14 protein-coding genes are annotated in these 16,063 nt (G+C 72.2%); 7 read left to right on the top strand and 7 right to left on the bottom strand.

Annotated features, from left to right (window positions below):
* Positions 1-28: 28 nt before the first annotated feature.
* Complete coding sequence (locus tag ABD126_RS14460) at positions 29-952, bottom strand: GNAT family N-acetyltransferase (protein ID WP_343934319.1); 924 nt, start codon at positions 950-952, stop codon at positions 29-31.
* Positions 953-962: 10 nt separating this feature from the next.
* A complete protein-coding gene (locus tag ABD126_RS14455; RefSeq protein WP_343934318.1) occupies positions 963-1,793 on the bottom strand; it encodes a class I SAM-dependent methyltransferase in 831 nt (276 codons plus the stop codon).
* 191 nt (positions 1,794-1,984) lie between these two features.
* On the opposite strand from ABD126_RS14455, the gene rpsA reads away from it, so the two are divergent.
* From rpsA to coaE, 3 genes are all read left to right on the top strand, one after another.
* Positions 1,985-3,475, top strand: a complete 1,491-nt coding sequence (rpsA, locus tag ABD126_RS14450; protein WP_121227167.1) for a 30S ribosomal protein S1 — start codon at positions 1,985-1,987, stop codon at positions 3,473-3,475.
* A 104-nt stretch (positions 3,476-3,579) separates the two neighbouring features.
* Positions 3,580-4,200 carry a hypothetical protein gene (locus ABD126_RS14445; protein ID WP_343934317.1) on the top strand — a complete coding sequence of 207 codons (621 nt, stop codon included), beginning with the start codon at positions 3,580-3,582 and terminating at the stop codon, positions 4,198-4,200.
* A 42-nt stretch (positions 4,201-4,242) separates the two neighbouring features.
* The gene (coaE, locus tag ABD126_RS14440) at positions 4,243-5,418 is read left to right on the top strand and encodes a dephospho-CoA kinase (RefSeq protein WP_343934316.1); all 1,176 of its coding nucleotides are present in this window, start codon (positions 4,243-4,245) and stop codon (positions 5,416-5,418) included.
* Here the strand turns inward: coaE and ABD126_RS14435 are convergent.
* Both ABD126_RS14435 and ABD126_RS14430 read right to left on the bottom strand, forming a co-directional pair.
* Entirely contained in the window at positions 5,394-5,912 is a 519-nt protein-coding gene (locus tag ABD126_RS14435; RefSeq protein ID WP_343934315.1) for a ribonuclease FAU-1 family protein, read from the bottom strand. The two genes, coaE and ABD126_RS14435, sit on opposite strands and share 25 nt — an antisense overlap.
* 136 nt (positions 5,913-6,048) lie before the next feature.
* On the bottom strand, positions 6,049-6,561 hold the full coding sequence (locus ABD126_RS14430) for a ribonuclease FAU-1 family protein (protein WP_343934633.1): 513 nt from the start codon (positions 6,559-6,561) through the stop codon (positions 6,049-6,051).
* A 110-nt stretch (positions 6,562-6,671) separates the two neighbouring features.
* On the opposite strand from ABD126_RS14430, the gene ABD126_RS14425 reads away from it, so the two are divergent.
* From ABD126_RS14425 to ABD126_RS14415, 3 genes are all read left to right on the top strand, one after another.
* Entirely contained in the window at positions 6,672-8,006 is a 1,335-nt protein-coding gene (locus ABD126_RS14425; RefSeq protein ID WP_343934314.1) for a DUF5685 family protein, read from the top strand.
* Positions 8,007-8,064: 58 nt separating this feature from the next.
* Positions 8,065-10,221 (top strand): excinuclease ABC subunit UvrB, encoded by a 2,157-nt coding sequence (gene uvrB / locus ABD126_RS14420; protein ID WP_343934313.1) that lies wholly within the window; start codon positions 8,065-8,067, stop codon positions 10,219-10,221.
* A 239-nt stretch (positions 10,222-10,460) separates the two neighbouring features.
* The gene (locus ABD126_RS14415; protein WP_343934312.1) at positions 10,461-10,805 is read left to right on the top strand and encodes an MmcQ/YjbR family DNA-binding protein; all 345 of its coding nucleotides are present in this window, start codon (positions 10,461-10,463) and stop codon (positions 10,803-10,805) included.
* Here ABD126_RS14415 and ABD126_RS14410 read toward each other — a convergent pair.
* On the bottom strand, positions 10,760-11,734 hold the full coding sequence (locus ABD126_RS14410) for an NADP-dependent oxidoreductase (RefSeq protein ID WP_343934311.1): 975 nt from the start codon (positions 11,732-11,734) through the stop codon (positions 10,760-10,762). The two genes, ABD126_RS14415 and ABD126_RS14410, sit on opposite strands and share 46 nt — an antisense overlap.
* Positions 11,735-11,801: 67 nt before the next feature.
* Between ABD126_RS14410 and ABD126_RS14405 the strand changes: the two genes are divergently transcribed.
* Positions 11,802-12,209, top strand: coding sequence for a winged helix-turn-helix transcriptional regulator (locus ABD126_RS14405; protein WP_343934310.1), 408 nt, complete (start codon positions 11,802-11,804; stop codon positions 12,207-12,209).
* Between the two features lie 20 nt (positions 12,210-12,229).
* On the opposite strand, the gene ABD126_RS14400 is transcribed toward ABD126_RS14405, so the two are convergent.
* Both ABD126_RS14400 and ABD126_RS14395 read right to left on the bottom strand, forming a co-directional pair.
* Positions 12,230-13,156 carry an ABC transporter permease gene (locus tag ABD126_RS14400; protein ID WP_343934309.1) on the bottom strand — a complete coding sequence of 309 codons (927 nt, stop codon included), beginning with the start codon at positions 13,154-13,156 and terminating at the stop codon, positions 12,230-12,232.
* On the bottom strand, positions 13,153-16,008 hold the full coding sequence (locus ABD126_RS14395; protein ID WP_343934308.1) for an alpha/beta fold hydrolase: 2,856 nt from the start codon (positions 16,006-16,008) through the stop codon (positions 13,153-13,155). Before ABD126_RS14395 ends, ABD126_RS14400 begins: the two co-directional genes overlap by 4 nt.
* Between the last annotated feature and the right edge of the window lie 55 nt (positions 16,009-16,063).

Genomic DNA, 16,063 nt, shown 5'->3' with positions numbered 1-16,063 from the left:
GGTCAGCCGCTCACCCGCGCAGCGCGTCCTAGCGGAGCGCGCCGGCGGGCCTGACCTCCCAGACCGTCCACAGCGGGCGGTAGCCCTGCCGCGGCCAGAACACCGAGGACAGCGGGTTCGGCGGGTTGTAGTACAGGTACGTGCCCACCGTGCCCAGCCGGTGCAGCTCCCGGTGGGCGTGGGCCATCAGCCGCTGCCCGATCCCGCTCCCGCGGGCGCCCGGCAGCACCGACACGCAGTTGACGTACCCCCACCGCCCGTACGGCAGCCGCGTGGACGTCCAGTTGCCCGGCTCGGACACCACCACCGCGCACTCCGCCAGCGCCACCGCGATGCCGTCCCGCTCCGCCAGCCACGCCGGACCGCCCGCCGCCAACCGCTCGGCCAGCGTCCGCCGCTTCAGCTCCGCCGCCTCCGGCCGGTCGACCGTGGACCCCACCAGGGCCGAGTACCGGAGTTCGGCCAGCGCGAGCGCCAGCACGGTGTCCAGGTCGGCCGGGGTGGCCCGGCGGATGGTCAACGACGTGTCCACGGGCGGCGGACCGGACCGGCGCACGGCGATCACCGACAGCGGCACCAGCCCGTGGTCCAGCAGCACCCGGGCGGCTTCAGCGTCGCGGCTGGGCCAGGTCAGCACGCACGCCGAGTCCTGCTCGGCCGGGCCCACGCGGTCCATCCGGTGCCGCCACGCCCGCAGCAGCGCGTCCATCGCCGCCGCGCCACCGCCGCCCACCAGCGGCGTCAGCTCCCACACCTCACCGGCCGACCACAGCCGCGCGGCGGACCGGCGGTCGTGGACCTGCCTGGTCAGCACGCCCGCCACCCTGGTCCCGTCCGGCAGGGCCGCGGTCACCACGTCGCCCTCCGGCGGCGCGGTCACGGCCGGCAACAACGGGTCCAAGCACGCGAAGCGCGCGCTCTGCGCCTCCACCAGCCCCCGACTGACGGTCATGCACCGCAGGTTACGGCTTGCGCGTCCGCAGGATCGCGGTCCCGGGGAACAGCCGCCCGCGCAGGGGGGACCACTGGCCCCACGTCCGGGTGTGGCCGGCGGGCCACTCGGGCTCCACCACGTCCTCCAGCACCAGTCCCGCCGCGACCAGGGCGCGCACGTAGTCGCCCATGGTGCGGTGGTGTTCCACGTACGTGGCGCGGCCGTTGTCGTCGACCTCCACGTACGGGGTGCGGTCGAAGTACGACTGCGTCACGGTCAGTCCACCCGGCCCCGGGTCGTCCGGGAAGATCCACCTGATCGGGTGGGTCACCGAGAACACCCACGGCGCGCCGGGCCGCAGCACCCGCGCGACCTCCGCGAACACCTCGCCGACATCGGCCACGAACGGCACCGCGCCGAACGCCGAGCACGCCGCGTCGAAGCTGCCCGCCGCGAACGGCAGCTGGTCCGCGCTGGCCTGCACCAACGGCACGTCCAGGCCGGTCGAGGCGTTGCCCGCGACGGCGTGCCGCAGCATGCCCGCGGAGATGTCGAAGGCCACCACGTCCGCGCCCGCGGCCTTCAACCACCGCGCGCACGGGGCGGACCCGCACCCGACCTCCAGCACCCGCCGGCCGGCCACGTCGCCCAGGTAGCGCGCCTCGGCCTCGCGCACCCCCTCCGGGCACCACACGAACTCCGCGGCGCCCAGGAAGTCCCCGTGCTCGGCGTGGTAGTCGTCGGCGTCGGCGTCCCACCAGATGCGGTTCGCGGTCCGGGACTCCGCGGCGTCGGCTCCGCGCTTGGCGATACCGGTGGTGCCCAGCGCGAGTTCCGCACTGGCGTGCTGGTCGGACACACTGCTCCTTCGAGGGGTACCGGTTTGCCCGGTGGTCGTCGAGCCGCGTACGATACCGCCCGCGTAGTGGGTTCGCGCTGCCCATGATCGGTGTGCAGTCACGGGATCGGTCGTCGGGGGAAGCCTTGCCTCCCGCGCAGCGTTGCACCCAAGGCCAGACAACCCCAATCCGTACCGGAGCCACCTACCTAATGTCCACCGACACCACCACTGTCCCGGCTGCCACCGCGCCGAAGCAGCAGATCGCTATCAACGATATCGGGACGGAGGAGGACTTCCTCGCCGCCATCGACAAGACCATCAAGTACTTCAACGATGGCGATATCGTCGAGGGCACCATCGTCAAGGTCGACCGGGACGAGGTCCTGCTCGACATCGGCTACAAGACCGAGGGCGTCATCCCCTCGCGCGAGTTGTCGATCAAGCACGACGTCGACCCCAACGAGGTTGTGAAGGTCGGTGACGAGGTCGAGGCCCTGGTTCTCCAGAAGGAGGACAAGGAAGGCCGGCTGATCCTCTCCAAGAAGCGCGCGCAGTACGAGCGCGCCTGGGGCACCATCGAGGCGCTCAAGGAGAAGGACGAGCCGGTCCGCGGCACCGTCATCGAGGTCGTCAAGGGTGGTCTCATCCTGGACATCGGCCTCCGGGGCTTCCTCCCCGCCTCGCTCGTGGAGATGCGGCGCGTCCGCGACCTCCAGCCCTACGTGGGCCGCGAGCTGGAGGCGAAGATCATCGAGCTGGACAAGAACCGCAACAACGTGGTCCTGTCCCGCCGCGCCTGGCTGGAGCAGACCCAGTCCGAGGTCCGCAGCGAGTTCCTCAACCAGCTGCAGAAGGGCCAGGTCCGCAAGGGCGTCGTGTCCTCCATCGTCAACTTCGGCGCCTTCGTGGACCTGGGTGGCGTGGACGGCCTGGTGCACGTCTCCGAGCTGTCCTGGAAGCACATCGACCACCCGTCCGAGGTCGTCGAGGTGGGCCAGGAGGTCACCGTCGAGGTCCTCGACGTCGACATGGAGCGCGAGCGCGTGTCGCTGTCGCTCAAGGCGACGCAGGAAGACCCGTGGCGCCAGTTCGCCCGGACCCACGCGATCGGCCAGATCGTGCCGGGCAAGGTCACCAAGCTGGTTCCGTTCGGCGCGTTCGTCCGCGTGGACGAGGGCATCGAGGGCCTGGTCCACATCTCCGAGCTGGCCGAGCGCCACGTGGAGATCCCGGAGCAGGTCGTCCAGGTCGGCGACGACGTCATGGTCAAGGTCATCGACATCGACCTCGACCGCCGGCGCATCTCGCTGTCGCTCAAGCAGGCCAACGAGGGCTTCACGGTCGACTCCGAGTTCGACCCGACCCAGTACGGCATGGCCGCCGAGTACGACGACCAGGGCAACTACATCTACCCCGAGGGCTTCGACCCGGAGACCCAGGAGTGGCAGGAAGGCTTCGACAAGCAGCGCGAGGAGTGGGAGCGGCAGTACGCCGAGGCCCACCTGCGCTACGAGGCCCACATGAAGCAGGTCGCCAAGGCCGCCGCGGCCGAGGAAGAGGCCGCGGGCGAGACCAACTACTCGTCGGGCGGCGACGCCCCGGCGTCCACCGGTGGCGGCGCTCCGGCGCAGGCCGGTGGCACGCTGGCCAGCGACGAGCAGCTGGCCGCGCTCCGCGAGAAGCTGTCGGGCGGCGCCTGATCAGCGCATCGGGCGGTTTGAAATGACCGTCTGAACGCAACGCCGCAACGGCCCCGCATCGGTTACGGTGCGGGGCCGTTGTCGTGCGCTAAGTTGTGATCCCTATGGGTGCGCGAACGAGGCGGTTGGCGGCATTGGGCCTGGTGGTGACGGCCCTGAGCGCGTGTGCGCGGGAGAAACCCCCGGCGGCCCCGCCGCCCCAGATCCCCACCATCGTGGCCCCGACCAGCGCGAGCAAGATCCGCCCCATGGTCGACCGGCCGATGCCGGAGGACTGCGAGCTGATCGTGCCCGTCGAGCGGGTGAACGAGCTGATCGGCCGCAAGATGGAGGGGGAGCTGAAGATGATCGTCGGCATCCCCGAGCCGTCCATCGCGCGCACGGCGAAGATCGACTGCTACCACGACGTGCCCAAGGGCAAGAACTTCGCCGAGTCGCCGCTGATCATCGGGCTGGCGACCTACGCGGACGAGGCGTCGGCCAAGGAGCGGGTGGCCGAGAGCGTCGAGGCGGAGAAGAAGGAGGGCGGGCAGGCGACCGAGGTCGAGGTGACCAAGCACAAGGCGCAGCTGGTCACGACCGGCGCCGAGCGGCTGCTGATCGGGTCGTTGGGGAAGACGACCTACGTGGTGCGCACCAAGGCCGGCTACCTGCCCGAGGACAAGGTGAAGGACATGCTGACGGCGCTGGCCGTGCAGTCCATGACACCCATCGAGGACGCCTGAAGTCGATCGCGGCCCGTCCCGGTTCCCGGCAGACTGTTCGCCATGTTGCGCGTTGGCCTCTCGGGGGGCATCGGGTCGGGCAAGTCGACGGTTGCGGGCAGGCTCGCAGAGCACGGGGCGGTGGTGATCGACTCCGATCGGCTGGCCCGGGAAGTGGTGGAGCCGGGCTCGGAGGCGTTGCGGGACATCGAGGAGGCGTTCGGGGCCTCCGTGCTCAACGCGGACGGGTCGCTCGACCGGGCGGCCCTGGCCGAGCGCGTGTTCGGGTCCGGGGACGACCGCGACCGGCAGACCCTCAACGGGATCATGCACCCCCGGATCGCGGCGCGGACCGCCGAGCTGATCGCCGCCGCGCCGGAGGACGCGATCGTCGTCCACGACGTGCCGCTGCTGGTGGAGAACGGCCTGGCGCCCGCCTACCACCTGGTGATCATCGTCCACGCCGACCCCGAGGAGCGGGTCAAGCGGCTGGTCGGCCGCGGCCTGGACGAGCAGGACGCGCGCAACCGCATGGCCAAGCAGGCGACCGACGAGCAGCGCCGCGCCGTGGCGGACGTGTGGCTGGACAACAGCGGCACCCCGGACCAGGTCCTGCTGGCCGTGGACGAGCTGTGGGCGGACCGGCTGGTGCCCTACGAGGCCAACGTGCGCCTGCGCCGCTACGCCGGCGGCCCGCCCAAGGTGGTGCCCTACGACGAGACGTGGCCGCTGCAGGCCGAGCGCATCGCCAAGCGGATCTCGCTGGCGGCCGGCGGGCGGCACGTCGAGCACGTCGGGTCCACGGCGATCCCCGGCCTGGCGGCCAAGGACGTGCTGGACTTCCAGCTCGGCGTCACGTCGATGGAGGAGGCCGACTCACTCACCGAAGCGCTGGCCCGGGCCGGGTTCCCGGCGCTGGGCTACGGCGAGGACGCCGTGCGGTTCGGCGACCCGGCGGAGTGGGTGAAGCGGCTGCACGCGGGCACGGACCCCAAGCGCCGGGTGAACCTGCACGTCCGGGTCGAGAACGGCCCGGCGTGGACGTGGGCGATCCGGTTCCGGGACTGGCTGCGGGTCGACGAGGCCGCCCGCCGCGAGTACGAGGCCCTGAAGCTGGAGCTGTCCTCGCAGTTCGCCGGTGACCGCGACGGGTTCGCCTACGGGGACGCCAAGGAGCCGTTCATGGAGGCGGCGGTCGAGCGCATGGCGGCCTTCTACAGGGACGGCCAGACGTCGTAGATGCCGCGGTGGGTCAGCCACGCGCCCAGGTCGTGGCGGTGCAGGCTGACCTGCTCCAGCGTGCGGTGCACGGTGCGCAGGGCCTGGTCGGCGTCCTCGGGGCCGAGGACCCGGCCGGCCACCGCCGCCGCGAACTCCTCCGACCGCACGATGCGCGCCGTGGTGCCGCCGGGCACGGCCAGGCCCAGCAGGAGGTCCGTGGTGCGCCACGACCGGCCGTCGCGCTGCACGCGGACCGCGCTGAGCACGCTGGGGCCGCTGCGGGCGTGCCGGGAGCGGGGCCGCTGGTGGGTGAGCCGCAGACCGAGGTCCGGCATCAACCAGGTGACCTCCGAGTCGGAGAACGGGTCCTCCGGGGTCGGGCACTCCAGGCGCAGTCCCCAGTGCTCCACCCGACACGTCGTCAAGTGCCGCGACATGCCCGAGGAATAGCTCCGAACAGCGCTGACGGTGTCGACCACGTCGACGAGCTGAGGTGTGATGACCGCTCCCACGCGACCCGAGGGTAGCCGTAAGTGTGCGGCTGGTAACACAGCGGGTCGATTCGTTACATCACGGTCTGTGTAGGGGTAGGTCACTTTCAGGTGACGGACTCGGATGGCGGTTGACCAGCGCGTCTCACCGTCTGTATTACCGCCGACGCCATGTGGTGACCGTTCCCTGAGCGGCAAGCCAACGGACGGTGTCGTGCCCGTGCGCGGCGATGCCCGCCACGGCGCGGTAGGTGGTCTCCAACGCCCACTGCGCGCGTTCTGGCTGCACAAGGCCGCGTTGGAGCGCCATCAGCAGTTCGTCGGTGTCCAACACGCGCACGCTGTGCCCGGTGCGCACCACAAGGTCCAGGTAGAGGTCCACGGTCTTCCACACGGACCCGCTGGAGCTGATCTCCACGACGTCCAGGTAGAGGTCGTAGTCGCACTCGTGGCCGGGGTGCCAGGACTGGCGGGTGACGCGCAGGCCGTGCGCGGGCAGCAGCCACGACTCGAAGTGCGACAGGCGGGGGTGGCCGGGCACCGGCCGGAACATGTAGAGCCCGTCCGCGGTCAGGCGGTACTCGTCGACGCCGCGCAGGATGCCCTTGGGGTCCGTGTTGCTCTTGGCGTCGAGGTCGAAGTACTCGATCTTGGGCGGGTGGATGTGCATGTGCGTGGTCCCTGCGGCGCTCAGCGTCACGTGCGCACCCTATGCACGCGTAGCGGCCGAACACCCCGTTCAGTCACCCGAAAGTAGGATGATCGCTTAGTCTTCCGGCCATGTTCGGAATCATCCGCCCGTGCCGCAACCGCCTGGGCGCGGACCTGCGCGAATCCTGGCTGGCGCACCTGTGCGGGCTGTGCCTCGCGCTGCGCGACGACCACGGTCACATGGCGCGGGTGGTGACCAACTACGACGGTCTCGTCATCTCGGCTCTCGTAGAGGCGCAGAGGGGCCGTTCAAGGCGCACCGCGGGCCCTTGTGCGTTGCGTGGGATGCAGTCGGCCGACGTCGCCGTGGGCGCGGGTGCGCGGCTGGCCGCGACGGTGTCGCTGGTGCTGGCGTCGGCGAAGGTCGGCGACCACGTGGACGACCGGGACGGCGCGTTCGCCTCGGCGCCGGTGCGGGGCATCGGGCGGCAGGTGGCGCGGCGCTGGGCGGCGCAGGCGGCGGCCACCGGCACGGACCTCGGGTTCGACACGTCGGTGCTGGTCGCGGCGGTGGCGCGGCAGTCGGCGGTGGAGGCGGCGGCCGGGCTGGGCAGCTCGGTGTTGCTGGTGACCGAGCCGACCGAGACCGCCGCGGGCGAGGCCGTGGCGCAGACCGCCGTGCTGGCCGGGCGGCCGGGGAACGCCGGGCCGTTGCGCGAGGTGGGTCGGCTGTTCGGGCGGCTGGCGCACCTGTTGGACGCGGTGGAGGACCTTTCGGAAGACCGGGCGTCGGGTGCCTACAACCCGCTTGATGCGACCGGCACCACTCTTGAGGAGGCCCGGCGGCTGTGTGAGGACGCCGCGCTGGGCATCAAGCTGGCGCTGAAGGAGGTCGAGTTCGCCGACGACCGCCTGGTGCACACGCTGCTGGTCCACGAGGTGCGCGAGTCGATCCGCCGGGCGTTCGGCGAACCCCACTCCCACGCCTGCCCGACCGGCCTGCACTCCGGCGTGGTCGGCCACACCCCGCCCACGCCACCCGGCTGGAACCCCGAACCCGGCATGTACCCGCCGCCCCAGGGGCCTCCGCCGCCCCACGGCGGTCACCCGGCCGGTCAGGTGCCGCCCGGCGCGGTCCCGCCGCCCGGCGCGATGCCCCCGCCGGCCGCCCCCGGCACCGGCGGCACCCCGCCGCCGCCGAGGAAGGGCAAGCGCAAGCGCGCCGCCGAGCCGCCGCCCGGCAGCGGCCCGTGGTGCTGGCCGAAGCTGGTCAAGCCGCCGATCGAGCGCGGGTTCGTGCTGGGCTGCCTGGCGATCCTCTACCAGTGCGGCACCTGCCAGTACTGCTGCCGCGACCCGTACCCCGGGCCGTTCAGCGGCAAGCCGCGCGACGCGTGGTGCAACTGCGACTGCGGCGGCCCGAACTGCGACTGCGACTGCGGGTGCTGCGACTGCAACTGCTGAGAGCGCGCTGACCTGGGCCGACCGGAAATTGTCGGACCCGGGGCGTACCGTCGTGTCCGTGGCATTCCCAACCGAGATCCCGGTCAAGGCGCACTCGTCGCACCGCCCCGTCGGGGACATCCCCCGTTCCGACGGCCAGTTCCGCGTGGTCAGCGAGTACCAGCCGGCGGGCGACCAGCCGGCGGCCATCGCCGAGCTGGAACGCCGGATCAGGGGCGGCGAGAAGGACGTCGTGCTGCTGGGCGCCACCGGTACGGGCAAGTCCGCCACCACGGCGTGGCTGGTGGAGAAGCTGCAACGGCCCACGCTGGTGATGGCGCCGAACAAGACGCTGGCCGCGCAGCTCGCCAACGAGCTGAAGGAGTTCTTCCCGCACAACGCGGTGGAGTACTTCGTCAGCTACTACGACTACTACCAGCCCGAGGCGTACATCCCGCAGACCGACACGTACATCGAGAAGGACTCCTCGATCAACGAGGACGTGGAGCGGCTGCGCCACTCGGCCACGATGAGCCTGTTGACCAGGCGCGACGTGATCGTGGTCGCGTCCGTGTCGTGCATCTACGGCCTGGGCACGCCGCAGTCCTACCTCGACCGGTCGATCCACCTGGAGGTCGGCGGGGAGGTCGAGCGCGACCTGCTGCTGCGGGCGCTGGTCGACATCCAGTACGCGCGCAACGACATCGCGTTCAACCGCGGCACGTTCCGGGTGCGCGGCGACACGGTGGAGGTCATCCCGGCGTACGAGGAGCTGGCGGTCCGCATCGAGTTCTTCGGCGACGAGATCGACAAGCTGTACTACCTGCACCCGCTCACCGGCGACGTGATCCGCGAGGTCGACGAGCTGCGCATCTTCCCGGCCACCCACTACGTGGCCGGTCCGGAGCGCATGGAGAAGGCCATCGCCAACATCGAGGCGGAGCTGGCCGACCAGCTGTCGAAGCTGGAGCGGCAGGGCAAGCTGCTGGAGGCGCAGCGGCTGCGCATGCGCACGACCTACGACATCGAGATGATGCGCCAGGTCGGGTTCTGCTCGGGCATCGAGAACTACTCGCGCCACATCGACGACCGCGGGCCGGGCACCGCCCCCGCCACCCTGATCGACTACTTCCCGGACGACTTCCTGCTGGTCATCGACGAGTCCCACGTCACGGTGCCGCAGATCGGCGGCATGTACGAGGGCGACGCGTCCCGCAAGCGCAACCTGGTCGAGCACGGCTTCCGCCTGCCCAGCGCGCTGGACAACCGGCCGCTGACCTGGGAGGAGTTCGCCGACCGGATCGGGCAGACGGTCTACCTGTCGGCCACCCCGGGCCCGTACGAGATGGGCCAGGCGGGCGGCGAGTTCGTGGAGCAGGTCATCCGCCCGACGGGCCTGGTCGACCCCGAGGTGGTGGTCAAGCCCACCGAGGGCCAGATCGACGACCTGGTCCACGAGATCCGGGTCCGCGCCGAGCGCGACGAGCGAGTCCTCGTCACCACGCTGACCAAGAAGATGGCCGAGGACCTCACGGACTACCTCCTGGAGCTGGGCATCCGGGTCCGCTACCTGCACTCCGAGGTGGACACCCTGCGCCGCGTGGAGCTGCTGCGCCAGCTGCGCCTGGGCGAGTACGACGTCCTGATCGGCATCAACCTCCTGCGCGAGGGCCTGGACCTGCCGGAGGTCTCGCTGGTGGCGATCCTGGACGCCGACAAGGAGGGCTTCCTGCGCTCGGGCACGAGCCTGATCCAGACCATCGGCCGCGCGGCCCGCAACGTGTCGGGCGAGGTCCACATGTACGCGGACCGGATCACCGACTCGATGCGGCACGCGATCGACGAGACCAACCGGCGGCGGGCCAAGCAGATCGCCTACAACGAGGCCCACGGCCTCGACCCCCAGCCGCTGCGCAAGAAGATCACCGACATCCTGGAGCAGGTCTACGCCGAGGCGGAGGACGCCATCGCCCCCGGCGGCTCCGGCCGCAACACCTCGCGCGGCAAGAAGCCCACCGGCGACCCGGGCGCGAGCGGACGCAGCTCGGGCGTCCTGGCCGACCGCGACACCACCACGATGGCGAGGTCCGAGCTGGCCGACCTGGTCCAGCAACTGACCGACCAGATGATGAACGCGGCCCGCGAACTCCAGTTCGAGCTGGCGGCCCGCCTGCGCGACGAGATCCAGGACCTGAAGAAGGAACTCCGGGGCATGGACGCGGCCGGCGTCAAGTGACCCCCGCTCCCACCACACCGGCCCCGGCGCTCACCCAGCGCCGGGGCCGACCTCACCTCCGGGACCCCCGGGCCGATCTCACCGCCGGGCCGACCCCGGTCCACCCACGCCGCGCCGTCTCCGACAACGACCTGGTGCGGACCGTCGAGGGTTGTCCCGCCTGGTGCGACGAGTGCCGGCGGCGGCTCGGCCCGTGTCACCGGCCCGTTTCCGTCGGTGCGTTGACCTAGCGTGTGCGCGTGACGGTTGACGACGTGATCGCGTACTGCCTGGCCAAGCCCGGGGCCGAGGAGAGCTACCCCTGGGGTGACGGGGAGCTGGTCTGCAAGGTCGGCGGCAAGGCGTTCGCCTTCATCGGCCTGCCGGGCGAGACCGTCGGCGTGAAGTGCGGCGTGAACGCCGAGGACGCGGCCGAGTGGCGGGAGCGGTTCCCGGACGACATCACCACCAGCCCCTACATCGGCCGCTACGGCTGGAACCGCGTGCGGCTGGGCGGCGGGGTGCCGGAGGACGAGGTCCGGGACCTGCTCGACCGGTCCTACGACGCCGTCGTGGCCAAGCTGCCGCGTGGCAAGCGCCCCTGAGCGGCCGGGGGCACCAGGACCAGCCGTCGCCGCACGCCGTCGTGAGCCCTGGCGACCTCCTCCAACGGCCACGTCTCCGGCTCGGCCACGCTCAGGGCGCCGGCGTCCACCATGTCCACCAGCGACGCCAACTGCCGCCCGTCGGCCCTGATCCACACGTTCGACACGCGCACACCGCGCAACGCGACCGGCGTCGCCGACCCCAGCACCGCGACGAACGAACCGCCGCCGCGCACCGCGTCCAACGCCTCGACGCCCAACGCCGCCGCGTCCACCACGCCGTCCACCCCGCCCGGCACGACCGCGCGCACCGCCGCCCCGACGTCCGCCCCGCGCGGGAAGACCCAGGTCGCCCCGTACCCCCGCACCCGGGCCTCGTCCGACGCCAGCGCCACCACCCGCAACCCCCGCGCCACGGCCAGCTGCACGGCGAACCCGCCCACGGACCCGCCCGCCCCGGTCACCAGCACGGACCCGCCCGCCGGCACGCCCAGCAGGTCCAACGCCTGCAACGCCGTCAACCCGCCCAACGGCACCGTGCTCGCCGCCGCCAACGACACCGTCCTCGGCGCCGGCGCCACAGCGGAAGCGTCCAGCACCACGAACTCCGCCTGCGCCCCCAGCGTCGGCAGCCGGTCCCGCAGCCCGACCACCTCGGCCCCGACCGCGAACGGCGCCCCGACCGCGAAGGGCGCCCCGGCCCCGACCGCGTCCACCACCCCGGCGACGTCCCAGCCGAGCCCGACCGTCCCCGCCGGCACCAGCCCGGCCGCGTGCAGCGCCCCCGACCGGGTCGCGAAGTCCACCGGGTTCACCGCCGCCGCCACCACGCGGATCCGCACCTGCCCCGGACCGGGCACCGGCACGGGGACGTCCGCCACTTCCACCACTTCCGGTCCACCGAAGGACCGCACGACCACCGCGAGCATGGCCACGAACCTACGGAGAGCTACTCTCCGACAGGAAGTACGTACCTTGAAGTGCGTAAGGGAGCCCATGGTCACCCGCACCGCCCGTGAACGGCGCGAAGAACGCCGTCAGGCCTTCGACGCCTACCTGAAGGAGTGCCCGGCGCGGCACCTGCTCGACCGGATCAGCGACAAGTGGGTCAGCCTGGTCCTGGTCGCGCTCGCCGCGGGACCCCGCCGCTACAGCGAGTTGAGCCACACGATCGCGGGCGTCAGCCAGAAGATGCTCACCCAGACCCTGCGGTCACTCGAACGGGACGGGTTGATCACCCGGACGGTCACCGCCGAGGTGCCCGCGCGGGTCGACTACGACCTCACGCCGCTGGGCCGGGGGCTCCTGCCGGTCATGGCCGCCATCAAGGAGTGGGCGGAGAACAACATCGAGGACGTGCTGGCGAGCCGGGAGCGGTACGACCGCTCCCGGCCCGACAAGTAGAACCGCTCCCGGCCCGCCGGCTAGGACGTGATGTCCTTGCGGGCGAACTTCCGGGCCGCCAGCAGCGTGAAGAACCCGCCGTAGGCCAGCGCGGAGAACGTGCCCCGCGCCATCTGCGACCAGTCCACGTCCGACGACAGCAGGTCCACCCACGCCAGCGCGTAGTGCGTCGGCAGGTAGTCCCGCAGGTCCTCCAGCGCCGTGATCTGGTCCAGGATCTGCGACACGATCGACACCAGCACCGCGCCGCCCACCGCGCCCAGCGGCGCGTCGGTGGACACCGACAGGAACAGCGCCAGCCCCGCCAACCAGAACAGGTGGATGGAGATGTAGCAGACCGCCAGCGCCAACCCGTACACGCCGGACCCGAACGACGCCGCCTCCCCGGTCGGGGACACCGCCTCGCCCGCCCCGTACCAGACGACGCCCACGGCCAGCGCCACCAGCGGCAGCAGCACCAGCGCGAACACCGACAGCAGCCCCGAGGCCACGGCCTTGCGCCGCAGCAGCCGGTGCCGCGGGATCGGCGCGGCCAGCAGGTACTTCAGGCTCGACCACGACGCCTCGGACGCGATCGTGTCGCCGAAGAACAACGCCACGATCATCGGCAGCAGGAAGCTCCCCGACACGAACAGCGTGAGGATCACGAAGTTCACGCCGGACGCCGTCGCCAGGTCCACGAACCCGCCCGAGCGACGGTTGGGCGACGCCTGACCCAGTTCGAACGCCACCACCAGGATGAACGGCAGCAGCACCAGGAAACCCAGCACCAACTGCGTCCGCCGCCGGCGCAACTGCCGCACCAGCTCGACCCGCACCGGCAGCGTCCGGCCGGCCCGGTAGCCGACCTTCGACCCGTCCGGCGCGACCCGCGACCGCTCGTGTTCCGCCGCGTCGGTCAGGTCGGAGATCGCCGACGGGTCGGTGTGCACCCCGTTCTCGCTCATTCGCCCACCAACTCCAGGAACGCGTCCTCCAACCGGCGGCGCGGACCGGCCTGGTCGACCGCCACCCCCGCCGTCACCAACGCCTGCAGCGCCTCCGCGCGCGGCGTGCCGTTCAGGCTCGCGTGGACCTGCTCGCCGTCCACCGACACCGACTTCACGCCCGACAGCCCGCGCAGCACCTCGGCCGCCTCCTCGGGCCGGTCGACCCGGAAGCTGGCCTCGCCGCCGCCCGTCGCGATCTGCTCGACCGGACCGGCCGCGACCAGGGTGCCCTTGTGCATGACCACGACGTGGCTGCACGTCTGCTCGACCTCGGCGAGCAGGTGGGAGGACACCAGCACCGTGCGCCCGGCGGCGGCGTAGCGCCGCAGCACCTCGCGCATCTGGTGGATCTGGGGCGGGTCGAGCCCGTTGGTCGGCTCGTCGAGCACGAGCAGGTCCGGCAGGCCGAGCATGGCCTGGGCGATGGCGAGCCGCTGCCGCATGCCCTGGCTGTACGTGCGGACCTTGCGCTGCACGGCGCCGCCCAGGCCCGCGATCTCCAGCGCCTCCTCGAAGTGCGCCTGCTCGACCGGGCGACCGGTGGCGGCCCAGTACAGCTTCAGGTTCGCGATGCCGGACAGGTGCGGCAGGAAGCCCGACCCCTCCACGAACGACCCGATCCGCGACAGCACCGGCGCGCCGGCGTGCACCCGGTGCCCGAACACCCTGATCTCGCCCTCGGACGGCGTGATCAGGCCCATCAGCATCCGCAACGTGGTCGTCTTGCCCGCGCCGTTGGGCCCGAGCAGGCCCAGCACCTGGCCGTGCTCGACCCGGAACGACAGGTCCCGCACGGCGGTCAGCCCGCCCGGGTAGGACTTGGTCAGCCCCGAGATGACCAGCGGCACCGACGTCAGCTCCGGGTCCACGTCGGCGGTCAGCCGGCGGCGGAACCACGCCACCACGGCCACCACCAGGCCCGCGATGAGCACGATCGCGATGCCCCACAGCGCGCCGGTCGGCACCTCGCTGGTCGCGTTCGCGCCCGGCACCACCGGCACCGACAGCTCCGGCGAGGCCAGCGAGATCCGGTACGCGGCGGGCTCGGTCGCGTTGGCGTACGCCTGGTCCGTGGTGGACACGACCAGCTGCAACCGGTGGTCGCTCTCCACCGGCCGCACCGCGCCCGGCAGGGTCACGGTCACCTCGACCGGCGTGCCGTCGGCGGGCAGGTTCCGCACCCGGAACGGCGCGACCGCCGAACCGGGCAGCGTGCGCACGCCGTTGGCGTCCGAGTCGTAGAGCTTGGCGAACAGCACGGCCCCGTCGGCCGGCACCGGCGTGCCGGGCACCGCAGCGACCCGCAGCTTCACCGTGGACGCGCCGGTGAGCAGCACCTGCGAGGTGAACGGCTCGCTGGCGAACACCGCCGCCTGGCCGGGCAGGTCGATCGACAGCCGCGCGGTCAGCGAGGACGAGCGCGACAGCGCCGACCCGAGGCCGGGCAGGCTGGACACCGCCGCCGGGTTGCCGCCCGCCGGGTTGACCACCGTCTGGTCCCGCCCGGTCAGCGGCACGGCCCTGCGCTCGACCGCGCCGCCGCCGGCCAGGCCGGGGTAGCTCGGCGCGATGACGTTGCGCAGCGACGGCGCGCCGCTGCTGCGGAACGCGCCCACCACCGTGTACTCGAAGCCGGTGCCCGGGTCGGCGCCCTTGCCGTCGAGGTGGAACGCCATCCAGTCGGCGATCTGCCCGCGCAGCTCGGGGCCCGGGGACCCGCCGTCGTGGCCGCCGGAGTACCAGACGACCTTGACCTTCGCGCCGTTCGCGGCGATCTGGCGGGCGTTGGCGTCGGCCTGGTCCAGGCCGAACAGGGTGTCCTGCTCGCCCTGCACCAGCATCGTCGGCTGGGTGATCCGGTCGGCGACCGAGGCGGGGGAGGAGCGGCGCAGGATCTCCAGCGTCTTCTCGCCGGCCCTGCCGGTGGTCGCGACCTCGGTGTACGCGGCGCACACGTCGGCGGCGAACCGGCCGCACGCGCCGTTCACCGGGCCCGCGGGCCGGCCCTGCTGCTGCGGCGCGGTGACCGCCGCCGCGGCGGCGTCGGCCGCCTGACCGGCCCCGTTGTCGTCCTGCCCGGGTTCGGCGGCCTCCTGGCCGGGGCTCGCGAGGTCGCCGCCGGACAGGCCCGCGGAGAAGAAGATGCCCGCCCAGGACCGCTTGAACACGCCGTCGTCGCCGAACGCGCCGGCCGCCGGGGTCGCGGCGTTCACCGAGCCGGTGCGCGCGGAGTTGGGCAGCAGCGCCTGGCCGAGGTCGTTGAACGTGATCACCGGCGCGATGGTGTCCACCCGCTGGTCGACGCCTGCCAGCGACAGCGCCAGCGCGCCACCGTAGGACCCGCCGGTCACGCCCACGCGCGGGTCGCCCGCCGCGTCGGTGCGCACCTCCTCGCGGGTGGCGAGCCAGTCCAGCAGCTTCTGCGCGTCGCGGACCTCGTGGTCCACCGAGTTCAGCTCGATGGAGCCGGTGCTGCGGCCGAAGCCGCGCGCCGAGTAGGCCAGGACGACGAACCCGCGCTGGGCCAGCTCGGTCGCCTGGGCGGACACGCTGTCCTTGCTGCCGCCGAAGCCGTGCGGGAGCAGCACCGCCGGGGCCGGGGTGCGTTCGGGCAGGTAGAGGGTGGTGTCGAGTTGGATCGTCCGGTCGCTGCCCGGGCTTTCCGGCACGTCGATCACCGCGTCGCGGGTGCTCACCGGCGGTGGGTCGTCGTCCCCGCGCGTCCAGACCACGACGGCGCCCACCAGGGCGACCAGCACGACCAGCGCGGGGAGCGACCACCTGCCGCGGAGGCGGGAGGATGGGGCCACGTCGCTGAGGTTAGGCCGACTGCGTCACACTGGCGTGTGATGCTGAGAAGACGTG

It is taken from the genome of Saccharothrix mutabilis subsp. mutabilis (assembly GCF_039521145.1).
Lineage (GTDB): Bacteria > Actinomycetota > Actinomycetes > Mycobacteriales > Pseudonocardiaceae > Actinosynnema > Actinosynnema mutabilis.
This window is presented reverse-complemented; position numbering and strand designations above follow the sequence as displayed.

Bases quoted from the DNA above. Each gene is read 5' to 3' on its own strand.
- ABD126_RS14460 (WP_343934319.1), bottom strand. From the start codon at position 952: ATGACCGTCAGTCGGGGGCTGGTGGAGGCGCAGAGCGCGCGCTTCGCG.
- rpsA (WP_121227167.1), top strand. From the start codon at position 1,985: ATGTCCACCGACACCACCACTGTCCCGGCTGCCACCGCGCCGAAGCAG.
- ABD126_RS14445 (WP_343934317.1), top strand. From the start codon at position 3,580: ATGGGTGCGCGAACGAGGCGGTTGGCGGCATTGGGCCTGGTGGTGACG.
- coaE (WP_343934316.1), top strand. From the start codon at position 4,243: ATGTTGCGCGTTGGCCTCTCGGGGGGCATCGGGTCGGGCAAGTCGACG.
- ABD126_RS14430 (WP_343934633.1), bottom strand. From the start codon at position 6,561: ATGCACATCCACCCGCCCAAGATCGAGTACTTCGACCTCGACGCCAAG.
- ABD126_RS14425 (WP_343934314.1), top strand. From the start codon at position 6,672: ATGTTCGGAATCATCCGCCCGTGCCGCAACCGCCTGGGCGCGGACCTG.
- ABD126_RS14410 (WP_343934311.1), bottom strand. From the start codon at position 11,734: ATGCTCGCGGTGGTCGTGCGGTCCTTCGGTGGACCGGAAGTGGTGGAA.
- ABD126_RS14405 (WP_343934310.1), top strand. From the start codon at position 11,802: ATGGTCACCCGCACCGCCCGTGAACGGCGCGAAGAACGCCGTCAGGCC.
- ABD126_RS14400 (WP_343934309.1), bottom strand. From the start codon at position 13,156: ATGAGCGAGAACGGGGTGCACACCGACCCGTCGGCGATCTCCGACCTG.